The organism is Streptomyces kronopolitis, assembly GCF_050953795.1.
Lineage (GTDB): Bacteria > Actinomycetota > Actinomycetes > Streptomycetales > Streptomycetaceae > Streptomyces > Streptomyces kronopolitis_A.
Window position 1 is genome coordinate 1,868,756 of sequence record NZ_CP191850.1, and the last position, 25,150, is coordinate 1,893,905.

Annotated in this window: 23 protein-coding genes; 6 read left to right on the top strand and 17 right to left on the bottom strand. The window is 73.1% G+C overall.

Annotated features, from left to right (window positions below; translation table 11 throughout):
• Positions 1–219 precede the first annotated feature (219 nt).
• The 5 genes from ACQP17_RS08140 to ACQP17_RS08160 all read right to left on the bottom strand — a co-directional run bounded on the left by ACQP17_RS08140 (position 220) and on the right by ACQP17_RS08160 (position 5,306).
• Complete coding sequence (locus ACQP17_RS08140; protein ID WP_433855662.1) at positions 220–1,128, bottom strand: S1 family peptidase; 909 nt, start codon at positions 1,126–1,128, stop codon at positions 220–222.
• 318 nt (positions 1,129–1,446) lie between these two features.
• A complete protein-coding gene (locus ACQP17_RS08145; RefSeq protein WP_364880612.1) occupies positions 1,447–2,049 on the bottom strand; it encodes a GTP-binding protein in 603 nt (200 codons plus the stop codon).
• The gene (locus tag ACQP17_RS08150) at positions 2,033–2,374 is read right to left on the bottom strand and encodes a DUF742 domain-containing protein (RefSeq protein ID WP_433855663.1); all 342 of its coding nucleotides are present in this window, start codon (positions 2,372–2,374) and stop codon (positions 2,033–2,035) included. Before ACQP17_RS08150 ends, ACQP17_RS08145 begins: the two co-directional genes overlap by 17 nt.
• The gene (locus ACQP17_RS08155) at positions 2,371–2,796 is read right to left on the bottom strand and encodes a roadblock/LC7 domain-containing protein (protein WP_329152497.1); all 426 of its coding nucleotides are present in this window, start codon (positions 2,794–2,796) and stop codon (positions 2,371–2,373) included. Before ACQP17_RS08155 ends, ACQP17_RS08150 begins: the two co-directional genes overlap by 4 nt.
• Complete coding sequence (locus ACQP17_RS08160; RefSeq protein WP_433855664.1) at positions 2,793–5,306, bottom strand: nitrate- and nitrite sensing domain-containing protein; 2,514 nt, start codon at positions 5,304–5,306, stop codon at positions 2,793–2,795. Before ACQP17_RS08160 ends, ACQP17_RS08155 begins: the two co-directional genes overlap by 4 nt.
• A 397-nt stretch (positions 5,307–5,703) precedes the next feature.
• On the opposite strand from ACQP17_RS08160, the gene ACQP17_RS08165 reads away from it, so the two are divergent.
• Positions 5,704–6,156, top strand: coding sequence for a cell division protein SepF (locus ACQP17_RS08165; RefSeq protein WP_433855665.1), 453 nt, complete (start codon positions 5,704–5,706; stop codon positions 6,154–6,156).
• A 119-nt stretch (positions 6,157–6,275) separates the two neighbouring features.
• Here ACQP17_RS08165 and ACQP17_RS08170 read toward each other — a convergent pair whose 3' ends face one another.
• Entirely contained in the window at positions 6,276–7,490 is a 1,215-nt protein-coding gene (locus ACQP17_RS08170) for an acyl-CoA dehydrogenase family protein (RefSeq protein WP_433855666.1), read from the bottom strand.
• Between the two features lie 139 nt (positions 7,491–7,629).
• The gene (locus tag ACQP17_RS08175) at positions 7,630–9,270 is read right to left on the bottom strand and encodes an MFS transporter (protein WP_433855667.1); all 1,641 of its coding nucleotides are present in this window, start codon (positions 9,268–9,270) and stop codon (positions 7,630–7,632) included.
• Between the two features lie 211 nt (positions 9,271–9,481).
• On the opposite strand from ACQP17_RS08175, the gene ACQP17_RS08180 reads away from it, so the two are divergent.
• A complete protein-coding gene (locus ACQP17_RS08180) occupies positions 9,482–10,675 on the top strand; it encodes a hypothetical protein (protein WP_433855668.1) in 1,194 nt (397 codons plus the stop codon).
• A gap of 266 nt (positions 10,676–10,941) precedes the next feature.
• The gene (locus ACQP17_RS08185) at positions 10,942–11,976 is read left to right on the top strand and encodes a phosphatase PAP2 family protein (protein WP_433855669.1); all 1,035 of its coding nucleotides are present in this window, start codon (positions 10,942–10,944) and stop codon (positions 11,974–11,976) included.
• Positions 11,977–12,105: 129 nt separating this feature from the next.
• On the opposite strand, the gene ACQP17_RS08190 is transcribed toward ACQP17_RS08185, so the two are convergent.
• Positions 12,106–12,321 (bottom strand): I78 family peptidase inhibitor, encoded by a 216-nt coding sequence (locus tag ACQP17_RS08190; protein ID WP_433855670.1) that lies wholly within the window; start codon positions 12,319–12,321, stop codon positions 12,106–12,108.
• 543 nt (positions 12,322–12,864) lie between these two features.
• Between ACQP17_RS08190 and ctaD the strand changes: the two genes are divergently transcribed.
• Positions 12,865–14,541 carry an aa3-type cytochrome oxidase subunit I gene (gene ctaD, locus ACQP17_RS08195; protein ID WP_364880627.1) on the top strand — a complete coding sequence of 559 codons (1,677 nt, stop codon included), beginning with the start codon at positions 12,865–12,867 and terminating at the stop codon, positions 14,539–14,541.
• Here ctaD and ACQP17_RS08200 read toward each other — a convergent pair.
• The 4 genes from ACQP17_RS08200 to ACQP17_RS08215 all read right to left on the bottom strand — a co-directional run bounded on the left by ACQP17_RS08200 (position 14,435) and on the right by ACQP17_RS08215 (position 18,912).
• Complete coding sequence (locus tag ACQP17_RS08200) at positions 14,435–15,463, bottom strand: helix-turn-helix transcriptional regulator (protein WP_433855671.1); 1,029 nt, start codon at positions 15,461–15,463, stop codon at positions 14,435–14,437. The genes ctaD and ACQP17_RS08200 overlap by 107 nt on opposite strands.
• A gap of 69 nt (positions 15,464–15,532) precedes the next feature.
• A complete protein-coding gene (locus tag ACQP17_RS08205) occupies positions 15,533–16,510 on the bottom strand; it encodes a hypothetical protein (RefSeq protein WP_433855672.1) in 978 nt (325 codons plus the stop codon).
• Positions 16,507–17,766, bottom strand: coding sequence for a glycosyltransferase family 4 protein (locus ACQP17_RS08210; protein WP_433855673.1), 1,260 nt, complete (start codon positions 17,764–17,766; stop codon positions 16,507–16,509). The genes ACQP17_RS08205 and ACQP17_RS08210 overlap by 4 nt, the downstream gene beginning before the upstream one ends.
• 567 nt (positions 17,767–18,333) lie before the next feature.
• Positions 18,334–18,912, bottom strand: coding sequence for a transglycosylase family protein (locus tag ACQP17_RS08215; RefSeq protein ID WP_433855674.1), 579 nt, complete (start codon positions 18,910–18,912; stop codon positions 18,334–18,336).
• A gap of 284 nt (positions 18,913–19,196) precedes the next feature.
• On the opposite strand from ACQP17_RS08215, the gene ACQP17_RS08220 reads away from it, so the two are divergent.
• Both ACQP17_RS08220 and ACQP17_RS08225 read left to right on the top strand, forming a co-directional pair.
• Positions 19,197–20,006, top strand: a complete 810-nt coding sequence (locus ACQP17_RS08220) for a hypothetical protein (RefSeq protein WP_433855675.1) — start codon at positions 19,197–19,199, stop codon at positions 20,004–20,006.
• A 119-nt stretch (positions 20,007–20,125) separates the two neighbouring features.
• A complete protein-coding gene (locus tag ACQP17_RS08225) occupies positions 20,126–20,467 on the top strand; it encodes a hypothetical protein (protein ID WP_364880637.1) in 342 nt (113 codons plus the stop codon).
• Between the two features lie 24 nt (positions 20,468–20,491).
• On the opposite strand, the gene der is transcribed toward ACQP17_RS08225, so the two are convergent.
• The 5 genes from der to aroH form a co-directional block, all read right to left on the bottom strand.
• Positions 20,492–21,952 carry a ribosome biogenesis GTPase Der gene (der, locus tag ACQP17_RS08230; protein ID WP_364880638.1) on the bottom strand — a complete coding sequence of 487 codons (1,461 nt, stop codon included), beginning with the start codon at positions 21,950–21,952 and terminating at the stop codon, positions 20,492–20,494.
• A gap of 71 nt (positions 21,953–22,023) precedes the next feature.
• On the bottom strand, positions 22,024–22,701 hold the full coding sequence (locus tag ACQP17_RS08235) for a lysophospholipid acyltransferase family protein (protein ID WP_433855676.1): 678 nt from the start codon (positions 22,699–22,701) through the stop codon (positions 22,024–22,026).
• The gene (gene cmk, locus ACQP17_RS08240; protein ID WP_433855677.1) at positions 22,698–23,438 is read right to left on the bottom strand and encodes a (d)CMP kinase; all 741 of its coding nucleotides are present in this window, start codon (positions 23,436–23,438) and stop codon (positions 22,698–22,700) included. The genes ACQP17_RS08235 and cmk overlap by 4 nt, the downstream gene beginning before the upstream one ends.
• Positions 23,439–23,524: 86 nt before the next feature.
• Complete coding sequence (locus ACQP17_RS08245) at positions 23,525–24,610, bottom strand: prephenate dehydrogenase (RefSeq protein WP_433855678.1); 1,086 nt, start codon at positions 24,608–24,610, stop codon at positions 23,525–23,527.
• Positions 24,607–24,969 carry a chorismate mutase gene (gene aroH / locus ACQP17_RS08250; protein ID WP_364880646.1) on the bottom strand — a complete coding sequence of 121 codons (363 nt, stop codon included), beginning with the start codon at positions 24,967–24,969 and terminating at the stop codon, positions 24,607–24,609. Before aroH ends, ACQP17_RS08245 begins: the two co-directional genes overlap by 4 nt.
• Positions 24,970–25,150: the final 181 nt, after the last annotated feature.

The following is a 25,150-nucleotide window of genomic DNA, read 5'->3' on the forward strand; positions in this document are numbered from 1 at the left end:
TGCCTACGCCATGCGAATCGCCTTGTTCACCATGGTATGCCCGGTTTGAAGGGGCGGGCGAGGCTCGCGAGGGGGCAGGCAGGGCGGGGCGGGGCCCCTGTCCGCCGGCGGACAGGGGCCGAGGCACCGCGGACCGCCGGAACCGGTTCCGGCGGTCCGTGGCGCGTCCGTCCCCGCGGGCCGGGGCCCACGGCCCGCGGGGACATCAGCCGGCCGGCGTCAGTAGACGCTCACTCCGTAGGCGCTCAGCGCCTCGGTGACGGGCTGGAAGAACGTGGTGCCGCCGGACGTGCAGTCGCCGCTGCCGCCGGAGGTCAGGCCGAGGGCCTTGGTCCCGGAGTAGAGCGGCCCGCCGCTGTCGCCGGGCTCGGCGCAGACGGTGGTCTGGATGAGTCCGGAGACGATGTCGCCGCTGCCGTAGTTGACGGTGGCGTTCAGCGCGGTGACCTTGCCGCTGTGGATGCCGGTGGTCGAGCCGCGGCGGGTGACCGTCTGGCCGACGGTGGGGGTGCCGGCGCTGGTGATGTCCTGGCTGCCGACCGTCCCGGGGTGCGCCAGGGAGCTGTTGGTGTACTTCACGATGCCGTAGTCGTTGCCCGGGAAGCTGGAGCCGGTGGTCGGGCCGATGCTCGTGGAGTCCGAGGAGTTGGTGTACCAGGGCGGGCTGCCCTCGGTGCAGTGACCGGCGGTCAGGAAGTAGTAGGTGCTGCCGCTGCGGACGTTGAAGCCCAGCGAGCAGCGCCAGCTGGGGGTGTAGATGGCGTCGCCGCCGCCGATGAACTTGCGGAACGTGCCCTGGATGCGGTCGATGCGGACCGCCGCGGCGTTGCTGCCGGCGGCCCGCTCGATCCGGGCGATCCCGGCCGCGGAGACCGTACGGTCCGCGGTGACGACCAGGGTGTGGGTGGCGCTGTCGACGCGCCAGGCGGTGCCGGCGACATCCGCGGCCCGGACCGCGCTTCCGGCGGCGCCGAGCTGGGCGGCGCTGAACGTCTTCGCGGGCGCGGGGTTCTGGGCGCTGGCGGTGGGGACGGCGATGGCTCCGACGGCCACCAGTCCGGACGCCACGGCGATCAGCCGGGTACGTCTCGCCACGCCGTTGTGGGGGTTGATGCGCGCGTTCCTCACTGATTCCTCCGAGGGGGATCGGGGGGCCGCCGGTGGGCAGCCCGTGAGGCGCAGCCGAGGGGCAGGCCGGAATCCGCACGTCCCTTTTCGACGTGCCCCTGACAAGCGCTGAGCGGAGTGTCGGGCGCACCGCCCGCCCTGCGCAAGAGGCGTGACGCCCCCTCCTTGCGTCCGGCACCCGGGCGGCATCCCGCGGCGGGCGCCTCAACGCCGGTTCCCACCGGCCCGGTTGGCTTCCCGGGACGGCGCCCGGCCGGGGCGCGGGGAGGCGGTCCGGCCGGGTGTGGGGCGGGCGGTCCGGCCGCCCGCCCCCGCCCGTCAGCGGGCGAGCGCGCCCGCCCGCGCCGGGCCGCCGGCCGTGTGCCGCCGTACGACCTCGTCCATCAGCGCGGCCAGCACCTCACGCACGGACCGGCGCCCGCGCGCGTCACAGACGAGCGCCGGGACCGCCGAGTCGATGCCCAGCGCCTCGCGGACCTCGTCCAGCTCGAAGTGCCGGGCGCCGTCGAAGCGGTTGACCGCCAGCACGAACGGGGTGCCGCGCTCCTCGAAGTAGTCCAGCGCCGGGAACGAGTCCTCGATCCGCCGGGTGTCGACCAGCACGATCGAGCCCAGCGCGCCCTCGACCAGGTCGTCCCAGAGGAAGGAGAAGCGGTCCTGGCCCGGGGTGCCGAAGAGGTAGAGCACCAGGGTGGGATCGAGCGTGATCCGGCCGAAGTCCAGCGCGACCGTCGTGGTGGTCTTGTCCTCCACGCCGGCCAGCGAGTCCACCCCGACCGAGACCTGCGTGATGGCGGCCTCGGTGTCCAGCGGCTCGATCTCGGAGATCGCGCCGATGAACGTCGTCTTGCCGACGCCGAGACCGCCGCTGATCACGATCTTCACGGCGAGCGGTGCGGCTTTGTCAGAGCGCCCTGACATGGTCCCTGATCCTCTCCAGGACATGGAGCGGCAGCTCCTTGGGTTGTTGACACACCAGCAGTCCGGCGACGACCAGATCGGCGATGAGCACCTTGGCCACGCCCAGCGGCACCCCGGTCTTCTGCGCGACCTCGGCCACCATCGTCGGCCGGGCGCACAGCGCCACGATCCGGCGGCGCTCGAACTCCAGGCCCGCGAGCGACGCGTCGGGCCCGGCGACCACCAGCGTCTCCAGGCGCAGCCCGTCGTGCATCGGCTCGGCCCGGCCGCCGGTCATGATGAACGGCCGGACGAACAGCTCGTCCGCGTCGGCTTCCTCGCTCACCGCGGCAGGACCTGCCGCAGATCGGCGATCAGCGCCGGGTTGAGCAGATCCCCGGCCCGCTCGGCCAGCACCGCCATCTCGTAGCCGACCAGGCCGAGTTCGCCGGTGCTGTCGGCGAGCACGCCCAGACAGCTGCCGTCCCGGATCGCCGAGACCAGCAGGAAGCCGCGGCCCATCTCGATCATGATGAGTTTGACGCCGTCGAACTCATAGCGGCGCGAGGCACTGCGCGCCAGGCTCGACAGACCGGAGACCACCGCCGCCAGATGGTCGGCGTCGGTGCGGCCCAGACCGTCGGAGACCGCGATCAGCAGCCCGTCCGAGGAGACGGCCACCGCGTCGCGCACCCCGTCCGTCTTGCGGACGAAGCTGGCCAGCAGCCAGTTGAAGGTCTGTGAATCGCTGTGGAGATCGACGCTCACTTCTCGTCACCCTTCGTCGCCGTCCCTGCCGTCTTCGGCCGGGCGTCCTGACCGCTGTCCCGGCCGCCGTCCCGGCCGCTGTCCTGCGCGGGCTCCGCCGCGCCCGCCGCCTGTTCCTTCTGCTGCTCCTTCGCGCGCTCCTTCTCCACGCTGATCCCGCCGCGCATGTGGGCGCTGCGGAGCGTGGCGAGCATGCCGGACACCTCGTCGGGGCTGCGCTCCGGAGTGGGGGCGGCCTGCTGCTGCCAGCGCGGGGCGGCCGCCTCGTCCACCGCCGACCGGATGGCGCTGCGCCGGGCGCGCTTGACCAGCCCGTTGCGGGTGCGGGACCCGGACGGGCCACGGGCCGGGGCCGCTTCCGTGGACTCCTGCGACGCGCGCGGGTGCGGCAGCGCCTCGGCCGCCCGGTCGTCCGCGGCGGGTCCGGCCGCGGGCCGCGGCTCTGCGGGGGCACCGGCCGCGTCGTGCCGCTCGGCTTCGCCGTCCGCACGCGGCCCGGCCGCCGGCCGGCTCTGCTCCGGCGCCGCGGGCCGCTCCTCGTCGCCGGTGCCGGGGGCGTCCGCCACGGCCGCCGACGCCGACGGCTCGGTGATCAGGCTGCCCGGGACGAGCACCCGGGCGACGGTGCCGGCGGCCGGCGCCTCGCCGAGCCGGACCTCGATCCCGCACCTGCGGGCCAGCGCGCCGACCACGAAGTGGCCCAGGAAGCGGGTCGGTTCGGCCATGAAGCCGGCCATCCCGGAGAGCCGGACGTTGGCCTCGGCCATCGCCGGGGCCGTCATGCCGGTGCCGTGGTCGACGATCGCGATGAGGTAACCGGCACTGGTCCGGCGCCCCTCGACCTCCACCTCGGTGTCCGGGGGCGAGAAGCTCAGCGCGTTCTCGACGAGTTCGGCCAGCAGGTGGGCGATCTCGGAGGCCACCGCGCCGCTGAGGAAGCCGGCGTCCACCCGGCGCAGCGTGACCCGGCGGTACTCCTCCACCTCGGAGAGCGCCGCCCGGATCACGTCGGTGACGGACAGCGGGGTGGCCGAGGTCCGCGGGCTGGCCTCACCGGCGAGCACCAGCAGGCTCTCGGCGTTCCGCCGCATCCGGGTGGCGAGGTGGTCCAGCTCGAAGAGGTTGGCCAGCGTCCCCGGGTCGGCGTCCTCGTGCTCCAGCCGGTTGATGAAGCTGATCTGACGCCGCACCAGGTTCTGGTTGCGGCGGCCGAGGTTGACCAGCGAGTCGGTGGCGTTGCGGCGCAGGACGGCCTGCTCGGTGGCCAGGTCGTAGGCCACCTTCTGCACCTGGTCGAAGGCGTCGGCCAGCTGCTGGACCTCGGTGCCCGCGCCCCGCGGGACGGTCAGCGGGCCGGGCGGCTCGGGCGAGCCGTCCCCGGACTGCACCCGGGCGACGGCGTCGGGCAGCCGGCCGCCGGCGACCTCACGGGCCTGGCGGGTGAGGGAGCCGAGCGGCCCGGAGACCGAGCGGGCCGCGCCGACGGCCAGCGCGCCGAGGGCCAGCACCGAGCCGAGGGCCAGCAGCCCGAAGAGCACCAGGGTCCGGGTGGCCTCGTCCTGCAGGGCCGAGGCGCGGTCCGTGATGTCCCGGCCCAGCGCGATCTGGACGGTGCGCAGCCCGTTGATGGTGGCGGTCGCCGCGTCGTACCAGGCGGTCGGCGGCACCGTCGCGGGCGCCGGCATCGCGCCGCGCCCCTCGACGATGACCTTCTCGTAGCCGAAGAGCCGCCGGGCGACCGGGGTCGAGAGCGCCTCGTCCACCTCGCGCCGCTGCTTCGCGGAGGCCCACGCGGGATAGGAGTCCAGGGCCGCCAGCCGCCCGGAGCGGGCGGTCATGAAGCGGGTGTAGTCCTCGCCGTGGAACCGCCGGGCGTGCAGCGAGCCGAGCACGACGGCCCGCTCCTGGCCGGTGAACTCCTTGGCCGTGCCGAGGACTTGCAGCGCCTGGTAGTCGGCGCGCAGCTCGCCGTCGCGGACCTCGACGAGGCCGAGCCCTAACCGGTTGAGGGCGACATCGGTCTCGGTGAAGTAGTCGTAGGTGCGCTCGACCCCGCCGGAGCCGCGGTCGGCGGCGGCGCGGATGTCCCGCAGGGCGTTGACGCGGGCCAGGGCGGTGCGCACGGCGTCGGCGGCGCTGTCGTGCCGGCCGGCGAGCGCGTGGTCCACGGTGCGGCGCGCGGCGTCGGTGAGCGTGCGCTGGGCGAGCATCCGGTCGTGGAACTCCCGGATGCCGCCGACATAGCCGGTGGTCAGGCCGCGTTCCTTCTGGTGCTCGTGGATGAAGCCCTGGAGGGCGTCGGAGAGCCGGGCGTCGGCCGCGGTGGTGCCGGCGTTCTCGTAGTCGCCCACCTGTCGCTCCGCGGAGAAGCCCAGCAGGGCCAGGAGTATCGCGAGGGAGACGGCCAGGATGCGGATGAGCTTGGCGCGGAGGGTGCGCGGCGCCACGACGGTGTCCGTCAGCGTCCGCCGGAGGCGCCGGTACCCGGCGCGGGTGGTCTGAGATTCCACGTACAGAACTTTCGAGGGAGGTTGATGCGGTGCGCAGATCACGATCTGCTGCCGTGTCAACGACCCTCGGATGGGCCAGTCACCCGATCATCGTCCTATTTCCCGGTGGTGCGCCGGCGCCTTTGGCATTTGCCCTGGTCCCGTGCACGAACCTACCCAGAGGTCCGCTCCGCCTTTCACCGGCCACTTTTCGGTATCGGGCCGGTAAAATACCGACCGTCACGTTCTTCATACTGTCAGTTTCCCTATGGGGCGCGTAAGCTGATGCCGCGCCACCCTCTTTGCACCAGATGTGTCACGAACCCCCCGTGCGGCGGCTATCCACTTGGCACACCCTCCGCCTCATGGACGACGATAGGGGCGGACACGCAGAGACCGCGGGTGAGAGGAGGCGTCAATGGGATCGGTGCGCAAGGCGAGTGCCTGGCTTGGCCTCGTCGACGACAGTGATGACGAGCGCTACTACGACGACGACTACGCCGAGGGACCCGATGCCGGCGACCCCGGGGAGAACCACCCGTGGGTCACCGACCCCCGGGTCCGGGTCGCCGATGAGGCCGCCCAGGACCAGGGCACCCGCATCGCCACGGTCTCCCCGGAGAGCTTCCGGGACGCCCGCGGTATCGGCGAACTGTTCCGCGACGGCGTGCCGGTCATCGTCAATCTGACGGCCATGGACTCCGCCGACGCCAAGCGGGTGGTGGACTTCGCGGCCGGGCTGACCTTCGGGCTGCGCGGTTCGATCGAGCGGGTCGCGACCCGGGTGTTCCTGCTGACCCCCGCCGACTACAAGGTGCTCAGCGGCGAGGCCCGCGGCCACCGCAACGGCGGCTTCTTCAACCAGAGTTGAGCGGACCCGGGCCTGCGCGCGGGCCCGGGGACCGCGGTGGCCGCCGCCGGCGTGTCCCGGCCCACGAGGGCCGGGCGGCGGCCGCCCGCATCACCGCGCGGCAGCGCCGCGCGAGCCGGTCACCGGAAGGCGTCCAGCCCGGTGAGCGCCTTGCCCAGCACCAGCTGGTGCATCTCGACGGTCCCCTCGTAGGTGAGCACCGACTCCAGGTTGGTGGCGTGCCGCATGACGGGGTACTCCAGGGAGATCCCGTTCGCGCCGAGAATGGTCCGGGCCGTGCGGCAGATCTCGATCGCCTCCCGGACGTTGTTCAGCTTGCCGAAGCTGACCTGCTCGGGCCGCAGCCGCCCCGCGTCCATCCGCAGCCCCAGGTGGTGGGCGAGCAGGATGCCCTTGTGCAGTTCGACGGCCATGTCGGCGAGCTTGGCCTGGGTGAGCTGGAAGCCGCCGATGGGCTTGCCGAACTGCTCGCGCGTCTTCGCGTAGTCCAGCGCCGCCTCGAAGCTGGCGCGCGCGGCGCCCATCGAGCCCCAGACGATGCCGTAGCGGGCGTGGCTGAGGCAGCCGAGCGGGCCGCGCAGCCCGGTGGCCCCGGGGAGTACGGCGTCGGCCGGCAGCCGCACCTCGTCCAGGACGAGTTCGCTGGTCACCGAGGCGCGCAGGGACCACTTGTGCTTGATCTCGGGGGCCGAGAAGCCCGGGGCGTCGGTGGGGACGACGAAGCCCCGGATGCCGTCGTCGGTACGGGCCCAGACCACCGCGACCCCGGCCACCGAACCGTTGGTGATCCACATCTTGCGGCCGCTCAGCACCCAGTCCGTCCCGTCACGCTTGGCGTGCGTGCGCATCGCGGCGGGGTCGGAGCCGATGTCGGGCTCGGTCAGGCCGAAGCAGCCGAGGACCTCGCCGGCCGCCATCCGCGGCAGCCACTGCTCCTTCTGCTCCTCGGAGCCGAAGCGCCAGATCGCGTACATGGCCAGTGAGCCCTGCACGGAGACCAGCGAGCGGATGCCCGAGTCGGCGGCCTCCAGCTCCAGACAGGCCAGGCCGTACTGGACCGCGGAGGCACCGGCGCAGCCGTAGCCGGTCAGGGACATCCCGAGGGCGCCGATCGACCCCAGTTCCCGGGCGAGTTCGCGGATGCCGGGGAGTTCGCCGCGCTCGTACCAGTCGGCGATGGAGGGCAGGATCCGCTCGGCGGTCCACCGGCGGACGGTGGCGCGGACGGCGCGGTCCTCGTCGGTCAGCAGATCGTCGATGCCCAGCGGGTCACGGGCGTCGAACGGCGAACCCGTCACGGGCGCTGAGGACTCTGCGGACGGCGTTGCGGGCATGGCGGGGCCTCCGGCGCGAAAACTAGCAGTGGTAGTTATGTGCCTTCGACGGTACGGCCCGCGGTGCCGCCCGGCAAGGGTCACCGCCGTGCGCCACGCGGGCGCACGGCGGGGCCGGGGCGGGCGGGGGAAGCGTCGCTCAGTGCCCGGAGCGCGCCGTGGCGGGCGCACCGCGGCCGGCCGGCCGGTCGCCGGGCGCCGCCTCGCCGTCCGCCTCCGCCCGCTCCGTGGACTCCGCCGCCCGGCGCGGCAGGCGCAGCGCGATGCCCGCGCCGATCAGCAGCAGCACGGCGCTGGCGACCAGGGTGATGTGCAGCCCGCGGACGAAGGACTCCCGGGCGGCCTCGCGCAGCGCGGCCCGGGCCGTGTCGCCCAGCCCGGCGGCGACCTTGTAGGCCTCGCCGAGGGAGTGCGCGGCGGAGGCGGAGGCGTGCGCGGGGACTCCCTCGACCCGGGTCAGGCCGGGTGCGTAGGCGGCGTTCATGACGCTGCCCAGGAGGGCGACGCCGATGCCGGCACCGAGCTGGTAGGAGGTCTCGCCGATCGCGGCGGCGCCGCCCGACTGCTCGGCGGGCGCCTCGCTGAGCATCGACTCGTACGCGCCGAACAGCGTGGACTGGAAGCCGAAGCCGAGCAGCACGAAGCCCAGCGACAGCAGCCAGGGCCGGTCCTGACTGCTCATCGCCGTCAGACAGAGCACCGCGACGGCGGTCAGCACGAAGCCCAGGGACACCATGGCGCGCGGGCCGAGGAGTTGCAGCATCTTCGAACCGGTCAGGCCGGCCGCCATCGCGGCGAAGACCAGCGGCAGCATCCGCAGTCCGGTCTGCAGCGGGCTCAGCCCGAGGACGAGCTGGAGGTACTGCACGGCGATCAGTTGGAGGCCCACGAGCGCGAGCATGGCCAGCACGATGCAGCCGACGGAGGTGCCGAACGCGGGCCGGGCGAACAGCCGCATGTCGATCAGCGGGTGGGTGCGCCGGCGCTGGCGGCGGACGAAGAGGGTCAGCAGCGCGATGCCGAGCAGGATGGGCAGCAGGGTCGTCCAGCCCACCACCGGGGCGCCGCTGCCGATCCGCTTCACCCCGAGGACCACGCCCAGCACACCGAGCGCCGCGACGATCGCGCCGACCACGTCCCAGGGGCCGTTGCGCTCACCGCGCGACTCCGGCAGCAGCCACCGGCCTATCAGCAGCATGGCCGCCATCATCGGGATGTTGATGAGGAAGACCGAGCCCCACCAGAAGTTCTCGACGAGGAAGCCGCCGAGGACCGGGCCGACCGCGGCGCCGACCGCGGCCACCGCGCTCCACACGCCGATGGCGACCGCACGCTCGCGCCGGTCGGGGAAGACCTGCCGCAGGATCGACAGCGTGGCCGGCATGATCATGGCGCCGCCGATGCCGAGCAGGGCGCGGGCCACCATCAGGGTCTGCGGGTTGGGCGCGAGCGCGGCGGCGGCCGAGGCCAGCCCGAACAGGCCGTAGCCGAGCAGGAGAACGCGCCGGCGTCCGACGCGGTCGCCGAGGGTGCCGAAGAGGATCAGCAGCGAGGCCGCGATCAGCGGATAGACATCCACGATCCACAGCAGCTCCACCGGCCCCGGCCGCAGGTCCTCGGTGACCGAGGGCACGGCGACGTACAGGATGGTGGTGTCCAGCGCGACGAAGAGCAGGCTGACGCAGAGCACGATCAGCACGGTCCAGCGGTTCACACCGCCGGCTGACAGCCGGGGAACACCAGCGGTCCGTCCACTGCCGGACGCGGTCGTCCCTGACATGCAGCACCTCCAGTCATGCTCTCGCTGCCGCGGATCAGGGCGCGAAAGCGCCCCGGGGGAACCGGCGGCACGGGCGAGTAGAGACGTCAGACTACGCGAACCCCCCGCTACCCTGCGTGGTTCACCTCACGATGAGACGCGCATCGCAGCGCCTCGCGTTCCCCCCACCCACCGTCGACCGTCGCTCTTCGGCCACGGGATAATCCCCGGGATGAACGCTCTTGCGCCCGCCGCCGCTGCCGGCCCGACCCGGTGCGCCGGCCCCGCCGCGGGGACCCCGCTGCGCCGGGCCGCGCCCGCGCTGGCGGCGTACGCGGCGATCCGGCTGCTGGGCGTGCTCGTGCTCGCGGTGTGGTCGGCGGCCGACGGCAAGGACTGGCACACCCTGCTGACCGCCCGCTGGGACGCGCTCTGGTACACCCGGGTCGCTGCGGACGGCTACGGCTACGCGGTGACGATGCCCAATGGCGACGTCCACTCCAACCTGGCGTTCTTCCCGCTGCTGCCGTGGCTGGAGCGGGGGTTGTCGGCACTGCTGCCGCTGTCGCCGGCCGACGCCGGGCTGGCGGTCGCCTGGCTCTCCTCGGCCGCCGCGGCCTGGGCCCTGTACGTGACCGGTGAGCGGCTGCACGGGCCGCGGGCCGGGATCGCCCTGGCCGCGCTGTGGGCCGCGCTGCCGGTCGGGATCGTGCAGTCGATGGCGTACTCGGAGTCGCTGTTCACCGCGCTCGCGGCGTGGGGCGTGTACGCCGTGCTGAGCGGTCGCTGGGTCGTGGCGGGCGTGTGCGCGTCCCTGGCCGGGCTGACCCGGCCGGTGGGCGCCGCGGTGGTCGCGGCGGTGTGGCTCACCGCCGCGGCGACGCTGTGGCGGGAGCGCGGCGACGGCGTCCGGCTGCGCGCCGCGCTCCGTGCGCACCCGGGCCTGGCGACCGGGGTGCTGCTGGCCCCGCTCGGCTGGTGCGGCTACTTCCTGTGGGTGGGCGCGCGGCAGGGCGCGCTCACCGGCTACCTCGACGTCCAGGGCGGCTGGGGCAACGGGTTCGACGGGGGGCTGGCGTTCGGCTCGTTCGTCCGGGGCCTGCTGTCCGGGCCCGCCGTCCTGGCCGGACTCGGGTTGATCCTCGGCGTCGGGCTGATGGGCTGGCTGTACGTGCGCGGCGTGCGCCGGGGGCAGCCGCTGCCGCTGGCGGTCTACGGCGGGGCGGTGCTGCTGCTCGCGCTGACGGCCAAGGGCTACTTCGGGTCCAAGCCGCGGCTGATGATGCCGGCCTATCCGCTGCTGCTGCCGCTGGCCGCGGCGCTGGCCCGCCGGCGGCCGGTGTGGTCGTGGCTGGCCATCGGCATCGCGGCGGCGGGCTCCGCGGTCTACGGGGCGTTCTGGCTGAACGGTTCGGGCCCGCCGTGACCATCCGGTTCCGCTCTGTGAGCAGCGCCGTGGGGAAACGTTACGAGGCCTGGCGGCGAATGGCGGATAAACTCCCTCCGGAGAAAAGCAGATAAGGCGTCCGGGACGCCGACACGCGGATGGCGGGAAGCGATTGAGAATCGCCAGGAATTCCCTTGCAAATCCCTTCGGCAAAGCCTCGTTTGAGACACATTCCACATCACATCGTCATTACAAAGCGCACAGTTTGACCAAGCACCTACATCACACGCGGTAACGTCGATTGAGTGCGTACCGATGACAAGCTCGACCAGATGGAGGAGCGCCCGACCGATCGCGCCCGACCACCCCGCATGACCCGGACCCGCCTGTGGCTGTTCTGGGGCACGCTGGCGGTGTACCTGGCGATCGTGGTCGGAGTGCTGGTCACTTCATGGCTGGTCACGTTCGACTGGCAAGTCATGTTCTTCAGGCCGTACAAGCAGTGGCCTGAGATCCATGCCTTCCTCGACTACTTCGTTGTACTGGGCCAGCGCGGGCCGACCGCGGTGGCCGTGGCCGCCTGGCTGGGCTGGCGCTGCTGGCGCCAGCGCAACCTCCACCCGCTGCTGGTGCTCGGCGCCTCGCTGCTGCTGCTGAACATCACCGTGGGCGCCGCCAAGCTCGGCATGGGCCGGCTCGGCCCGCACTACGCGACCGTGGTCGGCGCCAACGAGATGTCGCTGGGCGGCGACATATTCCCCTCGGGCCACACCGCGAACGCCGTGGTCACCTGGGGCGTGCTGGCCTACCTCGCCACCACCTCGCTGCGCCGCCGCACGCTGTCGGTGATCGCCGCGCTCGGCGCGCTCGGCGTCGGGATGACCACCGTCTACCTCGGCACGCACTGGGTCAGCGACGTCCTGCTCGGCTGGGCCGCGGGGCTGCTGGTGCTGCTGGCGATGCCCTGGCTGGAGCCCGGCGTCACGTGGTTCGAGGACCGGCTCATGGGCATCCTGCTGCGGCTGTGGCTGCGGCTGCGCCCCAACTCGCTGCGCGGCCCGCTGCCGGCCGGCGCGCTGGCTCCCGGGGTCTCCCGGCAGCGCCTGGCGCCCGACGGCGAGGTGCTGGTACGCGAGACGGTCCCGGCCGGCACGGGCGGCCGCTCCGCCGGCCACTCCCCGGACAGCTGGCCGCACCACCCGGCCCGGCCGTACACGATCCGCTCCGAGCGCTCCCCGGTCACCCCGGCCGGCACCCGGCGCCCGCCGCACGCCGACCGGATGCCCCGCAGCACACAGCTGGGCCCGTCCACCTGGCGCGGCCGCAACGACGCCGGCTGACCGGCCGCACGGACCGCGGGGCCGGTACGCACACCCCCACCCCGCAGCGAAGGCCCCGGCCGCTCCCGAGGAGCGGCCGGGGCCTTCGCCGTCCGCGCCGCGAGCCGGGCGGGACTTTGCGGACACGTCCTAGCCCTGCCAGCTGCGGTGCACCGTGCCGTCCTCGACCTCGAAGTTGAGGCGGCCGGACAGGTACTCCATGGTGATGATCGCGCCCGGCGGCAGGGAGCGGACGGTGGTCCAGCCACGCGCTCTGGCCTGCTCCTCGGCGCTCTCCTGCGCGAGGCCGACGTAGGCCTCGATGTCGTCCTCGGGGTTGTCCGGAAGATGCGGTAGGTCAGCCATGACAGCCACCGTATGCGGCTGCGACGGCCCGTGGAAGCCCGGTCCGCGCGCGGGGAAGGCCCGGTCCGCGCACACTCCGGTGACCGTGCGGTCCGCCGTTCGTCACACTTGTGTCACAGCCTGCGTTGGTGCGACCGCCGGACTTCCGTCACCCGTACGCGCCGCGTGACCGCGCAACCGGGTGGACTTTGTCGGCAGCCGAAATTCCACCTTGATCGAATACAAAACGGGCATCGGCGTTCCGGGCCGGGCGCCGCGGCGCCCGAAAACAATCCCCCGGCACTACCGGAAATTCGTTGCTCACTGCCGTTTGTCGGCCGTCCGGAAATTGACCAACGAGACACACTCCGAACACATTTCCCGCACATCGCCCCGATTGCCGGGCGCGTGCCCTTCGCGCCCCCCGCCCCCGCCCGGCGGGCCGCCGGAGGGGCGCCCGGCGGATCCCACCGGAACGGCCCGGAGCGCCCTCTCGCACTGCGCCGCACCCGCGGGGATCATGTCCCGGGCCCCAGTACACCTTCGACGAACGAGGTGCAGCGGATGGTTACGGACACCGGCCGGGCCGACCTGCGGGCGCCCGCGACGCGAAGCCCCGGGGCGGTGCTGGTCGACTGGCTGACGACCACCGACCACAAGAAGATCGGCCACCTCTACCTGATCACGTCGTTCGGTTTCTTCCTGGTGGGCGGCGTGCTGGCGCTGGTGATGCGGGCCGAACTGGCCCGTCCGGGGCTCCAGATCATCGGCCCCGAGCAGTACAACCAGGCGGTGACCATGCACGGCACGATCATGCTGCTGCTGTTCGCCACCCCCGCCTTCGCGGGCTTCGCGAACGAGATCATGCCGCTGCAGATCGGCTCCCCGGACGTGGCCTTCCCGCGGCTGAACATGCTCTCCTACTGGTTCTTCCTGTTCGGCGGGCTGATCGTGCTGGGCAGCTTCCTCACCCCGGACGGCGGCCCCAGCTTCGGCTGGACCGCCTACGCCCCGCTGAACTCGCTGACCCGCTCCCCCGGCTCCGGGCCCGATCTGTGGATCATGGGGCTGGCGCTGGCCGGCTTCGGCACCATCCTCGGCGCGGTCAACTTCATCACCACGGTGATCACGCTGCGGGCCCCCGGCATGACGATGTTCCGGATGCCGGTGTTCACCTGGAACGTCCTGTTCACCTCGATCCTGGTGCTGATGGCGTTCCCGGTGCTGGCGGCCGCGCTGCTGGTGCTGGAGGCGGACCGGCAGTTCGGGACGGTGGTGTTCGAGGCCCAGTGGGGCGGGGCGCTGCTGTGGCAGCACCTGTTCTGGTTCTTCGGGCATCCCGAGGTCTACATCATCGCGCTGCCGTTCTTCGGCATCATCACGGAGATCATCCCGGTCTTCTCCCGCAAGCCGATCTTCGGGTACGTCATGCTGGTCGGCGCGACGATGGCCATCACGGCCCTGTCGGTGATGGTCTGGGCGCACCACATGTTCGCGACGGGGGCCGTGCTGCTGCCGTTCTTCTCCCTGATGTCGTTCCTGATCGCGGCCCCGACCGGGGTGAAGTTCTTCAACTGGATCGGCACCATGTGGCACGGCTCGGTGTCCTTCGAGACACCCATGCTGTGGTCGGTCGGCTTCCTGGTGAGCTTTCTGTTCGGCGGGCTGACCGGCGTCATCCTGGCCTCGCCGCCGCTGGACTTCCACGTCACCGACACGTACTTCGTCGTCGGCCACTTCCACTACGTCGTCTTCGGGACGGTGGTGTTCGCGACGTACGCGGGCTTCTACTTCTGGTGGCCGAAATTCACCGGCAAGATGCTCGACGAACGCCTCGGGAAGATCCACTTCTGGACGCTGTTCGTCGGCTTCCACGCCACCTTCCTCGTCCAGCACTGGCTGGGCGTGGAGGGCATGCCGCGGCGCTACGCCGACTACCTGGCGGCCGACGGCTTCACGGCGCTGAACACCCTGTCCACCATCGGCTCCTTCCTCCTCGGGCTGTCCACCCTGCCCTTCCTCTACAACGTCTGGAAGACCACGCGTTACGGCGCCAAGGTCACGGTGGACGACCCCTGGGGCTTCGGCCGGTCCCTGGAGTGGGCGACCTCCTCACCGCCGCCGCGGCACAACTTCACGACCCTGCCGAAGATCCGCTCCGAGTCCCCGGCGTTCGATCTGCACCACCCGGAGGTGGGCCGTCCGGCGCCGCTGCCAGTGTCCGGGACAGCCGGTCCCTGATCTCCCGTACGTGGGCGAGCAGTTCGGCCGGCTCACGGATCTCGAAGTCGAAGCCCATCAGCACCAGGTGCACCACCATCACGTCCAGGCTGTGCGCCCCGGTGTGCAGCAGGCAGCTCTGCGCGTCGACCGCCTCCAGCGTCCCGGCGGCCGGGCCGATGCGCTCCGCGGCCCGCTCCAGCGGTGCGTGCACCAGCACGGTCGCCTGCCGGGCGTAGGCGCCGGTGGAGATGCCGTGGGAGACGTACGCGGCCAGGTCCTCGGCCGGCGGGGGCCGCGGGGTGAAGCGCGGGCCGTGCGGCGGGGTGGGGGTGATGCGGTCGGCGCGGTAGGTGCGCCAGTCCGCGCGGTCGGTGTCCCAGGCGACGAGGTACCAGTGGCGCCGGGCACAGACCAGGCGGTGCGGCTCCACCGTGCGGCGGGAGTGCGTGCCGTCGTGGGCGGTGTAGTCGAAGCGCAGCCGCCGGCAGTCCCGGCAGGCGTGCGCGAGTTCGGTGAGGGTGTTCGGGTCGACCCGGGGGCCGCCGCCGAGCATCGGCACGGTGAAGGCGTTCAGCGCGCCGACCCGGCGCTGCAGCCGGTGCGGCAGCACCTGCTCCAGCTTCGCCAGGGCGCGTACGGAGGTCTCCTCGATGCCCTCGACGCCGCCGGCCGCGGCGGTGCGCAGCCCGACCGCGACCGCCACCGCCTCGTCGTCGTCCAGCAGCAGCGGCGGGAGTTCGGCGCCGGCGCCGAGGCGGTAGCCGCCGGCCGTCCCGGACGCGGAGTGGACGGGGTAGCCCAGCTCCCGCAGCCGGTCGATGTCCCGGCGCACCGTGCGTGCGGTGACGTCGAGCCGGTCGGCGAGCTGGGCACCGGACCACTCGCGGTGGGACTGCAGCAGGGAAAGCAGACGGAGCAGCCGTGCCGAGGTCTCCAACATGACCCGAGTCTCGCAGCCTTTGCGGACAGCCACTGTCCTCGTGGCGCCCCGGCGGCGGTCCGCTTCCCGTCAGTCCCCGCCCGGTCCCGCTATCCGCAGGGCCAGGTCGTTGTCGAGCGTGTAATACGGGCCGGCCCGGAGGTCGCCCGCGGCGGTCGGCACCGGCATCGCGGGGTAGGTGAAGACCTGCTTCTTGTCGGCGACATCGTCCAGGAGGCGGGCGATGCGCACCGGCCGGGCGCCCTCCGCCGGGCGCAGCCACAGGTCCCACGGCTCGCTGCCGTCCTCCCAGTGGCCGGCCGGCTCGGCGTAGGGCAGCGTGAAGCTGAATTCCGCGCCCTCGACGGTCAGCGGGACGGTGACCGTGACCGCGGGGGCCGCCGCGGACGCCGCGGTGCGGCGCAGCCGTGCCTCCGCCCGGGCGCCGGCGGCCGGCGCGGCACCGTAGAGCCGGCCGGAGACCGTCATGCCGTCGGGCGTGACGAGGATGTCGCCGGCCTCGGCGTGCGGGCCGCGCAGCCAGCTGCGCAGCGCGAGATTGCCGAACTTGGTCGCGTACGGGATGCGCACGCCGAGCCGGCCGATGCCCGCCAGCGGCCGGCGGTCCACCAGCGAACGCAGGTCGTTGATGCCCGGGAGCAGGCGCCGGGGGTCCTCGCCGTCGCCGAGGTCGGCGTAGGCGTTCCAGCGGCCCTCGGCGAGCGCGACGGTGCTGGGCAGCACGGCGCGCAGCCGGCCGGCGCCGTTCGGCCCGAGCGGCAGCCGCACCGCGTCGTCCGCGCCGTCGCCGCCGCGCAGCCGCAGCACCAGCGCCGCGCTCCAGTTGAGGTGCAGGTCGTGCGGGACGCTCAGATCGAAGGTGAGACCGCCCGCGGAGTCCGCGATGCAGTCGGCCCGCAGCTCCGCCGGCGCCGTCACTGCGCCCCGCTCAGGCGGCGGTTCGGTGCCGTCGGGCCCCGGTCTGTCCGGAGCCTCGGGTTCCTGGTCGATGGCGGAGGACTCCTTCGTGTCGTGTCCGGTCACGGTCAGCCGGCTCGTCGCCGTCATGCCGTCCGCACCCCTCTCAGCGCGGCGCGGGCCGCATCCTTGGTGGCGTACGCGCCGCTGAGCAGGGCTCCCCGGGCGCGGTGCAGGCCGCATTGCAGCCGGCTCCCCCGGCGGCGGGCGAGCAGTTCCCCGAAGAGGTCCTCGTAGCGCCCGGCGACCGTGGCGGGGTCGAAGCGGGCGGACGCGGCCAGCGCGGCGCCGCCCATCCGTATGCGGGCGTCATCGTCGTTGATCAGCGTGAGCAGCGAGCCGGCCAGTGCCTGCGGGTCGCCGACCGGCACCAGCTTGCCGTCGACCCCGTCGGCGATGATCTCGCCGGGGCCGTGCGGGCAGTTCGTGGCGACGACCGGCAGCCCGCAGCGCATGGCCTCGACGATCGTCATGCCGAAGGACTCCAGGCTGGAGGAGACGGCCGCGATCGAGCCCTTGGCCCACTCGGCCTCCAGGGGGTTGGCCGGGCCCATCAGGAAGACGTGGTTGTACAGGCCGAGTTCCTCGATCAGCGCGCGCAGGGCGGCCTTCTCCGTGCCGCCGCCGTATATCCGCAGCCGCCAGTCGGGCCGCGCGGCGACGACCTGGGCGAAGGCGCGGATGAGGACGTCGTAGCGCTTGACGCGGGTGAGCCGGCCGGCCGCGACGACCCACTTGCCGCTGCCGTCGGCGGCCTCCACGGCGGGCGCCGGCACGCTGTTGGGCACGGCCTCGATGCGCACCCCGGGCAGCCGCAGCGTGCGGCGGTAGGAGCGGGCGTCGGCCTCGGTGACGGTGGTGACCGCGTCGAGACGCGGATAGGCGCTGCGCAGCGCCAGCTTGAGCTCGGGGTGGTGGGTGTCCAGGGTCAGGTGTTCCTGGCCCATGCGGACCGGGCCGCTGCGCGCCTGCCGGGCGATGTGCACATTGAGTCCGGGCCGGGTGCCGACCAGGACATCGGCCTCGGTGCGGCCCAGGTGCCGGGCGATCCGCCGGTCGGTCAGCTCGCTGTACTGGCGGTAGCGGACCTCGGCGGCGGGGAAGACCCGGGCCGGGCGGGCGTGCGCGGGATCCGCCCCGTCGTGGCCGGGGGCGCCCTCCCTGAGATCCACGAGGTGCCGCAGCGCGACCCGCGGGCCGAGGTCGAAGACCGGCGCGTCGCGGTGGCGCAGCACGGAGACGATCTCGACGTCGTGCCGCTCGGCGAGCGTGCGGGCCAGGTTGAACGTGGTGCGGATCGTCCCCCCTATCCCGTACGCGTTGTGAATCAGGAATGAGATGTGCATCCGTCCCCGTATCCCCTGGTCTTCCGGTCCGTGCTGGTCTCCCCGTGGGTCACGTCGCACTCCCCTCCTGATGGCGCGACGTTTCCCCTGTTGAACGGAAGGACACCGAAAGGAGGTTCCGGGTTGGCGCCTTACGCCAAGTTGTGCCGAAAGAGTTAGGACATCGGTAATGGCCCGGTGGAACCCCGAAGTCGTGAATACCGTCCACCCCCGGTGAACTGGAATTTCCCATTCCAGAGGTCGCCGTTTCCGGGCGTCCCACCGGCTCCCGGCAAGCCCCGGGACGGAAAGCCGCCGGTGAGGGCGTGAACCCGACCCGGCCGGAAGCCGCCGTCTCCTGTACGTACGCAGACGGGGCGGGGGTTGCTCACCGCGCGGACGCGCCGCCGGACGGTCACACCGCCGCGGCGGGAGGTACGGGAAGGCACGGGAGGTACGGCAGACCACGGGAGGTACGAGCGTCACGCGCCGCACGGGACGGCCGGAAACGCCCCCCTGAGCGGCCGTGCCCGCGGGGCGCCGCCGGTCGTGGTCGGCAGTCCCCACCCGGGGGTGCCGCACCGCCGTCTAGGGAACGCGCAGCCTGGTGCCGACCGGGAGCCGGTTCGGGTTGTCCCCCAGGGCCGTGCGGTTGGCCTGGTGAAGCGCCTGCCAGCCGCCCTTCACCCGGTACTTGCGGGCGATCCCGCCGAGCGTCTCGCCGCGCCGTACGACATGGCTCCGCTCGCCGTCACCGGTCAGCCCGTAGCGCCGGGCGCACTCGGGCCAGGCGCCCCAGCCCTGGGCCGCCTGCACCCGCTTGGCGATCTCGATCTGCTCGTCGCGGGTGGCGAGGTCCGCCCGCGAGGCGAACTCCAGGCCGCCGAAGGCCTCCCAGGTGGGCTGCCAGAACTGCAGTCCGCCGTAGAAGGTGTTGCCGGTGTTGATGTGCCAGTCACCGCTGCTCTCGCACTCCGCGAGGCAGCCCCACGGCCACTGGTCGCCGGCGCAGGCGTGCCCGGTCCTGCCGCCGCCCGGGCCGCCGCCGTCCGGCCCGTCGGCGGCGGCTGCACCACCGGGCAGACAGAGCACCAGGGCGGCGGCGGCCGAGGCGAGAAGTCCGACGGATCCCGCGAAGCGACGTGGCGACGAAGAGTTGTCCGACATAGCCGGTGACGGTAGGCAGCCGTCCGCGGTTGACCAGCGCGCCACGCCCTCGCCGGCGCGCTGCCACCCGGTCCGGCGTACGGAACGGCCCCGACTGCGCCAAGTCCTGCGCAAGAGTTGGCGCTATGTGACCGCTTGCGGGGCGGCTTTCCATTGAATTCCACTGTGCGGCGATTGGTTCGATTCTGTTCCCGTCCTCGCGTGACCCCTGCCGCAGGTCACCCGTTGTCCTGGTACGAGCCGGGAGACCACCCGGCAGACGCACAGAGATCGAGGAGCCACCCGTGCCGCGCATGCTCGACGTCAGTGACGACGTTCGCGCCGAGATCGGCGACGAAGAAGCCGACCGTCTGCTGGCCGGTGGCGACGCCCCCGGCAGCTATGACTGCACCTCCTGCCGGACGCCCGGGGACAGCGACCAGGAGCGCACCAGCACCGTCCTGTTCGTGGGCGAGGAGACCGCGGTGCTCGCGTTCGCCCATGCCACCTGCATCCCGTCGCAGGTCGTCCCGGTGTCCGAGGAGCAGCTCCAGGGAGCCGTGCGCTCCATCACCGGAGAGGACGCCGCCGCCCCCGCGCCCGGAGCGCAGCCCTCGCCGGCCGCCCCGGTCCCCACCACCCCGCGCCAGGCGACCCTCGGGATCACCTGCGGACTGGTGCTGATCGAGGGCGATCTGCGCCCGGCCCTGGTCGTCGAGCCGGACGGCCCGATCGCCCGTCCCGGCTCGGCCGGCCAGGACGACGCCTTCCTCCCGCTGCTCCTGGAGCAGGGCTTCCACCCGGTGACGGACATGAACCAGCTCCCCGGCCCGAACCCGGGCTGGTCCGCGCTGCTGGCCATGGGCAAGCTGCACGCCGTCCTCCAGCCGGGCAGCACCGGCAACCAGGCCGCCTGGTGGCAGGCCCACCAGCCGCTGGCCGTCTCCGACGGCTGGCGCGCCGCGGCCAACAAGGCACAGTCGGTGCTGATGTACGCCGCGCCGGCCGGCAGCATCGGCCACCAGCCGCGCGAGGACCTGATGCGGCAGGCGCTGGAGAACGCCGCGGCGAAGGGCGCCCTGGTCGCCGCGGAGATGCCGCTGGCCGGCACCTGACCGTCGCTCGGTACCCGATCGCGGGGACAGGACCGCCCTTCCGGACGGTCATGCCCTCGCGATCAGCCATTTCCGCCCGAAAGCCGCATCCCACGGCCATCGGGGTCGTTGGCACATACGTGCACGCATACGACGCCTCCTCCCGCGCCCCGTACACCCACCCGATCCCCGGCATGCGCCCGTCGTACGAACACGGGACGGCGCACACCACGGAGCACCGCTCGGCCACCCCGATCTACGACGCGCTGTACGCCGAGTACCGCCGCTCCTTCCGGGCGCTGCCCGGGGACCGTACGGACGAGCCGGAGCTGCCGGAGGTGCTGCGCGGCGCCGGGGACTGGGGCACCCCGCCTCCGCCCGCCGGCCACTGGGAGGTCGTGAACCGGCAGCCCTACCACCGCCGGGGCCACGCGCCGGCGCTGCCGCCGGCCCCGCGCGACACCCGGCCGCACGGACGCTGAGCCGCCCGCGCGGCCGGGGACCCGCTACTTCTTCTTGCTGCGCTTCTCGCGCACCCGCACGGAGATGTGGATCGGCGTCCCGTCGAAGCTGAACTCCTCGCGCAGCCGGCGCTCGACGAAGCGGCGGTAGCCGGCCTCCAGGAAGCCGGAGGCGAAGAGGACGAAGCGCGGCGGCTTGGTGCCCGCCTGCGTGCCGAACAGGATGCGGGGCTGCTTGCCGCCGCGGATCGGGTGCGGGTGCGAGGCGACGATCTCACCGAGGAAGGCGTTCAGCCGCCCGGTGGGGATCCGGGTCTCCCAGCCGGCCAGCGCCGTCTCGATCGCCGGGACCAGCTTCTCCATGTGGCGGCCGGTGCGCGCGGAGACGTTCACCCGCATCGCCCACGGGATCTGGACGAGGTCCCGCTCGATCTCCCGCTCCAGGTAGAAGCGGCGCTCCTCGTCGAGGGTGTCCCACTTGTTGTAGGCGATCACCAGGGCGCGGCCGGCCTCGACGGCCATGGTGATGATGCGCTGGTCCTGGACGCTGATGGACTCGGCCGCGTCGATCAGGACGACGGCGACCTCGGCCTTCTCCACGGCCGCCGCGGTGCGCAGCGAGGCGTAGTAGTCGGCGCCTTCCTGGAGGTGCACCCGCCGGCGGATGCCGGCGGTGTCCACGAACTTCCAGGTCTTGCCGCCGAGTTCGATCATCTCGTCGACCGGGTCACGGGTGGTGCCGGCCTGCTCGTTGACGACCACCCGCTCCTCGCCGGCGACCTTGTTCAGCAGCGACGACTTGCCGACGTTCGGGCGGCCGATGAGCGCGATCCGCCGGGGGCCGCCGAGCGCGGTGCCGAAGGTCTGCGCGGGCGCCTCGGGCAGGGCGTCCAGGGCGGCGTCGAGCATGTCGCCGGTACCCCGGCCGTGGAGGGCGGAGACCGGGTGCGGCTCGCCGAGGCCGAGCGACCACAGCATGGCGGCGTCGGCCTCGCCGGACGGGCCGTCCACCTTGTTGGCGACCAGGACCACGGGCTTGCCGGCGCGGCGCAGCAACTTGACGACGGCCTCGTCGGTGTCGGTCGCGCCGACCTTGGCGTCGACCACGAAGACCACCGCGTCCGCGGCCTCGATGGCGAACTCGGCCTGCATCGCCACGGAGGCGTCGATGCCGAGCACGTCCTGCTCCCAGCCGCCGGTGTCGACGACCTTGAAGCGGCGACCGTTCCAGTCGGCCTCGTAGGTGACGCGGTCGCGGGTGACGCCCGGCCGGTCCTCGACGACCGCCTCACGGCGGCCGATGATGCGGTTCACCAGCGTCGACTTGCCGACGTTGGGGCGGCCGATGACGGCGAGGACGGGCAGCGGGCCGTGGCCGGCCGCGGCGATGTCGCCGCCGACCTCCTCCAGGTCGAAGCCCTCTTCCGCGGCGAGCTCCATGAACTCCGCGTACTCGGCGTCGCCAAGCGCACCGTGCTCGTCGCCGGTGGGGTTCTGGTCGTTCATGAAGTCCGTTCCTCGTTCATCATCGTGGTCGGTGGGCCGCTCGTCCGCGGCCCACTACTCAAGTGTGGGTGTCAGCGCCCGGTCAGGCGCCGGGCCCGGTCCAGGTGGGCGGTCAACCGCTCCTGGATCCGCACGGTCGCCTCGTCGAGCGCCTTGCGGGTGCGCAGGCCGCCCGCCTGCCGCCCGTCACCGGCGCCTTCCTGGGCCTCGAAGGCGTCGCCGAAGACGACGTCGACACGGGCGCGCAGCGGCGGCACGGCCGGGGTCAGCCGGCTGCGGCGGTCGGTGCTGCCGAGCACCGCCACCGGCACGACCGGGGCGCCGGAGCGCACCGCGAAGTACGCCAGTCCGGACCGCAGGGAGGCGAAGTCGCCCTCGCCCCGGGTGCCCTCCGGGAAGATCCCCAGCACCCCGCCGTTCTTCAGCACCCCGAGCGCGTCGGTGATCGCCTTGCGGTCGGCGGTGCTGCGGTCCACCTTCACCTGCCCGATGCCCCGCAGGAACGGGTCCAGCGGGCCGGCGAAGGCTTCCTTCTTGATCAGGAAGTGCACCGGCCGCGGCGCGGTGCCCATCAGCATCGGGCCGTCGATGCCGTGCGAGTGGTTGACGGCGAGGATCACCGGGCCGGCCGAGGGCACCCGCCAGGCGCCCAGCACCCGCGGCCGCCACAGCCCGTACATCAGGCCGATGCCGATCCGCCGGCCGACCGCGGCGCCTGCCGCGCTCGGCGCGCTGCCGCTGTCGGTCACCGGGCGACCCGCCCCGCCTTCTCGGCGCCGGCGCCCTCGATGAGGGTGACCACGCACTCGATGACCTGCTCCAGGGTCAGCTCGGTGGTGTCCACCTCGACCGCGTCGTCCGCCTTGGCCAGCGGGGAGGTCTTGCGGCCGGAGTCGGCGGCGTCCCGCTTGATCAGCGCCTCGCGGGTGGCGGCCAGGTCGCCCGCCTGCGCCTCCTTGCCCTTGAGCTCGCCGCTGCGGCGGGCCGCCCGGGCCTCGGGGGAGGCGGTCAGGAAGATCTTGAGGTCGGCGTCGGGCAGGACGGTGATGCCGATGTCCCGGCCCTCGACGACGATGCCGTGCGGCGCCTCGGCGGCGATGGAGCGCTGGAGGTCGGTGATCAGGGTCCGCACCTCGGCGACGGCGCTGACGGCGCTGACCGCGGCGGTGACCTCCTGGGTGCGGATCGGGCCCGCGGCGTCCAGGCCGTCGACCGTGATGGTCGGGGCGGCCGGGTCGGTGCCGGAGACGATCACGGGCTTGGCGGCCGCGTCGGCCACCGCGATCGCGTCGTTGACGTCGATGCCGTTGTTCAGCATCCACCAGGTGATCGCGCGGTACTGGGCGCCGGTGTCGAGGTAGCCGAGGCCGAGCCCTGCGGCGACGGCCTTGGACGTGCTGGACTTGCCCGTGCCTGCGGGGCCGTCGATGGCGACAATCACTGCTGCCGGGGCGGTCCGAGCGGCGGTTTCCACGGTGACGAACACCTTTCTTGTACACGGGGCGGGGGTCCAAGGGCCACAAGGGCCTCGGACAAGGTTACTGGCTCACCCGCACCGCCCCGTCCACGGTCTCACTGCCGGATGGACCAGCCCCGCTCCCGCAGCTCCGCGGTCAGCACCGGCACGGCCTGCGGCTCGACCATGAGCTGGATGAAGCCCGCCTGCTGACCGGTGGCGTGCTCGATGCGGACATCCTCGATGTTGACCGCCACCCGGCCGGCGTCGGCGAAGATCCGGGCCAGCTCACCGGGCTGGTCGCCGATGTGGACGGCGACGATCTCGTAGGCGGCCGGGGCGGCGCCGTGCTTGCCGGGCACCCGGTCGCGGCCGGCGTTCCCACGGCGCAGCACGTCCTCGATGCCGAGGGCGCCGCCGCCGCGCTTGTCCTCGTCGGCGGACTCCAGGGCCCGCAGCGACCGCACGGTCTCGTCGAGATCGGCGGCGACCTCGGAGAGCACATCGGCGACCGGGCCCGGGTTGGCGGACAGGATGTCGATCCACATGCCCGGGTCGGAGGCCGCGATCCGTGTCACATCCCGGATGCCCTGGCCGCACAGGCGCACCGCGGTCTCGTCGGCGCCCTTGAGGCGGGCGGCGACGAGGCTGGAGAGCAGCTGGGGGGTGTGCGAGACCAGGGCGACGGCACGGTCGTGCGCGTCCGCGTCCATCACGACCGGCACGGCCCGGCACAGCGCGACCAGCTCCAGTGCGAGATTGAGCACCTCGGTGTCGCCGTCGCGGGTGGGGGTGAGCACCCAGGGGCGGCCCTCGAAGAGGTCGGCGGTGGCGGCCAGCGGGCCGGAGCGCTCCTTGCCGGCCATCGGGTGGGTGCCGAGGTAGCGGGACAGGTCGCGGCCCGCGGCCTCCAGCTCACGGCGCGGGCCGCCCTTGACGCTGGCGACGTCGATGTAGGCCCGGGCCACGCCGCGTCCCATCGTGTCCGCCAGGGCCGAGGCGACATGGGCCGGGGGGACGGCCACGATCGCCAGATCGACCGGCGCCCCGGGGGCCTCGGTGGTGCCGGCGCCGAGGGCCGCTGCGGTGCGGGCCTGGGCCGGGTCGTGGTCCTCCAGGAAGACCTGCACGCCGCGGGCGTGCAGCGCGAGCGCGGCCGAGGTGCCGATCAGGCCCGTGCCGATGACGAGGGCGGTCCTCACTGCGCGATGTCCTTCCGCAACGCCCCGGCCGCGCCGAGGTAGACATGGGCGATCCCGGCCCTGGACAGGTCGGTCTCCACATGGGCCAGCACCCGCACCACGCGCTCCATGGCGCCGGTGATGTCCAGCTCCTGGGCGCAGATCAGCGGGACGTCCGTGATGCCCAGGGCGCGGGCCGCGGCGGCCGGGAAGTCGCTGTGCAGATCGGGGGTGGCGGTGAACCACACGCTGATGAGGTCGTCCGCCAGCAGGCCGTTGCGCTCCAGGACGGCGGTGAGCAGCTCGCCGACCTGCTCCTGCATGTGCTGCGCGTCGTCCCGCTCCAGCTGGACGGCCCCGCGGACCGCTCGTACCGCCACGTCACTGCTCCCCTGCGTCCTGTGCCGCCGCACGCACCCGTGCGCGTCCCGATCAGCGTAACCAGCCCCACCGACATTCCGTGCCCGGCGGCCGCACGGCACAACGGGCCGAGCCGCCTCCGCACGTCCGGCGACCTTCCGTGCACCGACCGTGAGCACTCCGCGGGGGCGTCGGGATGCG

What these genes read in the sequence shown, in the direction of transcription:
- ACQP17_RS08145 (WP_364880612.1), bottom strand. Translation starts at nt 2,049, where the DNA reads ATGTCAGGGCGCTCTGACAAAGCCGCACCGCTCGCCGTGAAGATCGTG.
- ACQP17_RS08165 (WP_433855665.1), top strand. Translation starts at nt 5,704, where the DNA reads ATGGGATCGGTGCGCAAGGCGAGTGCCTGGCTTGGCCTCGTCGACGAC.
- ACQP17_RS08170 (WP_433855666.1), bottom strand. Translation starts at nt 7,490, where the DNA reads ATGCCCGCAACGCCGTCCGCAGAGTCCTCAGCGCCCGTGACGGGTTCG.
- ACQP17_RS08175 (WP_433855667.1), bottom strand. Translation starts at nt 9,270, where the DNA reads ATGTCAGGGACGACCGCGTCCGGCAGTGGACGGACCGCTGGTGTTCCC.
- ACQP17_RS08180 (WP_433855668.1), top strand. Translation starts at nt 9,482, where the DNA reads ATGAACGCTCTTGCGCCCGCCGCCGCTGCCGGCCCGACCCGGTGCGCC.
- ACQP17_RS08190 (WP_433855670.1), bottom strand. Translation starts at nt 12,321, where the DNA reads ATGGCTGACCTACCGCATCTTCCGGACAACCCCGAGGACGACATCGAG.
- ctaD (WP_364880627.1), top strand. Translation starts at nt 12,865, where the DNA reads ATGGTTACGGACACCGGCCGGGCCGACCTGCGGGCGCCCGCGACGCGA.
- ACQP17_RS08200 (WP_433855671.1), bottom strand. Translation starts at nt 15,463, where the DNA reads ATGTTGGAGACCTCGGCACGGCTGCTCCGTCTGCTTTCCCTGCTGCAG.
- ACQP17_RS08205 (WP_433855672.1), bottom strand. Translation starts at nt 16,510, where the DNA reads ATGACGGCGACGAGCCGGCTGACCGTGACCGGACACGACACGAAGGAG.
- ACQP17_RS08210 (WP_433855673.1), bottom strand. Translation starts at nt 17,766, where the DNA reads ATGCACATCTCATTCCTGATTCACAACGCGTACGGGATAGGGGGGACG.
- ACQP17_RS08215 (WP_433855674.1), bottom strand. Translation starts at nt 18,912, where the DNA reads ATGTCGGACAACTCTTCGTCGCCACGTCGCTTCGCGGGATCCGTCGGA.
- der (WP_364880638.1), bottom strand. Translation starts at nt 21,952, where the DNA reads ATGAACGACCAGAACCCCACCGGCGACGAGCACGGTGCGCTTGGCGAC.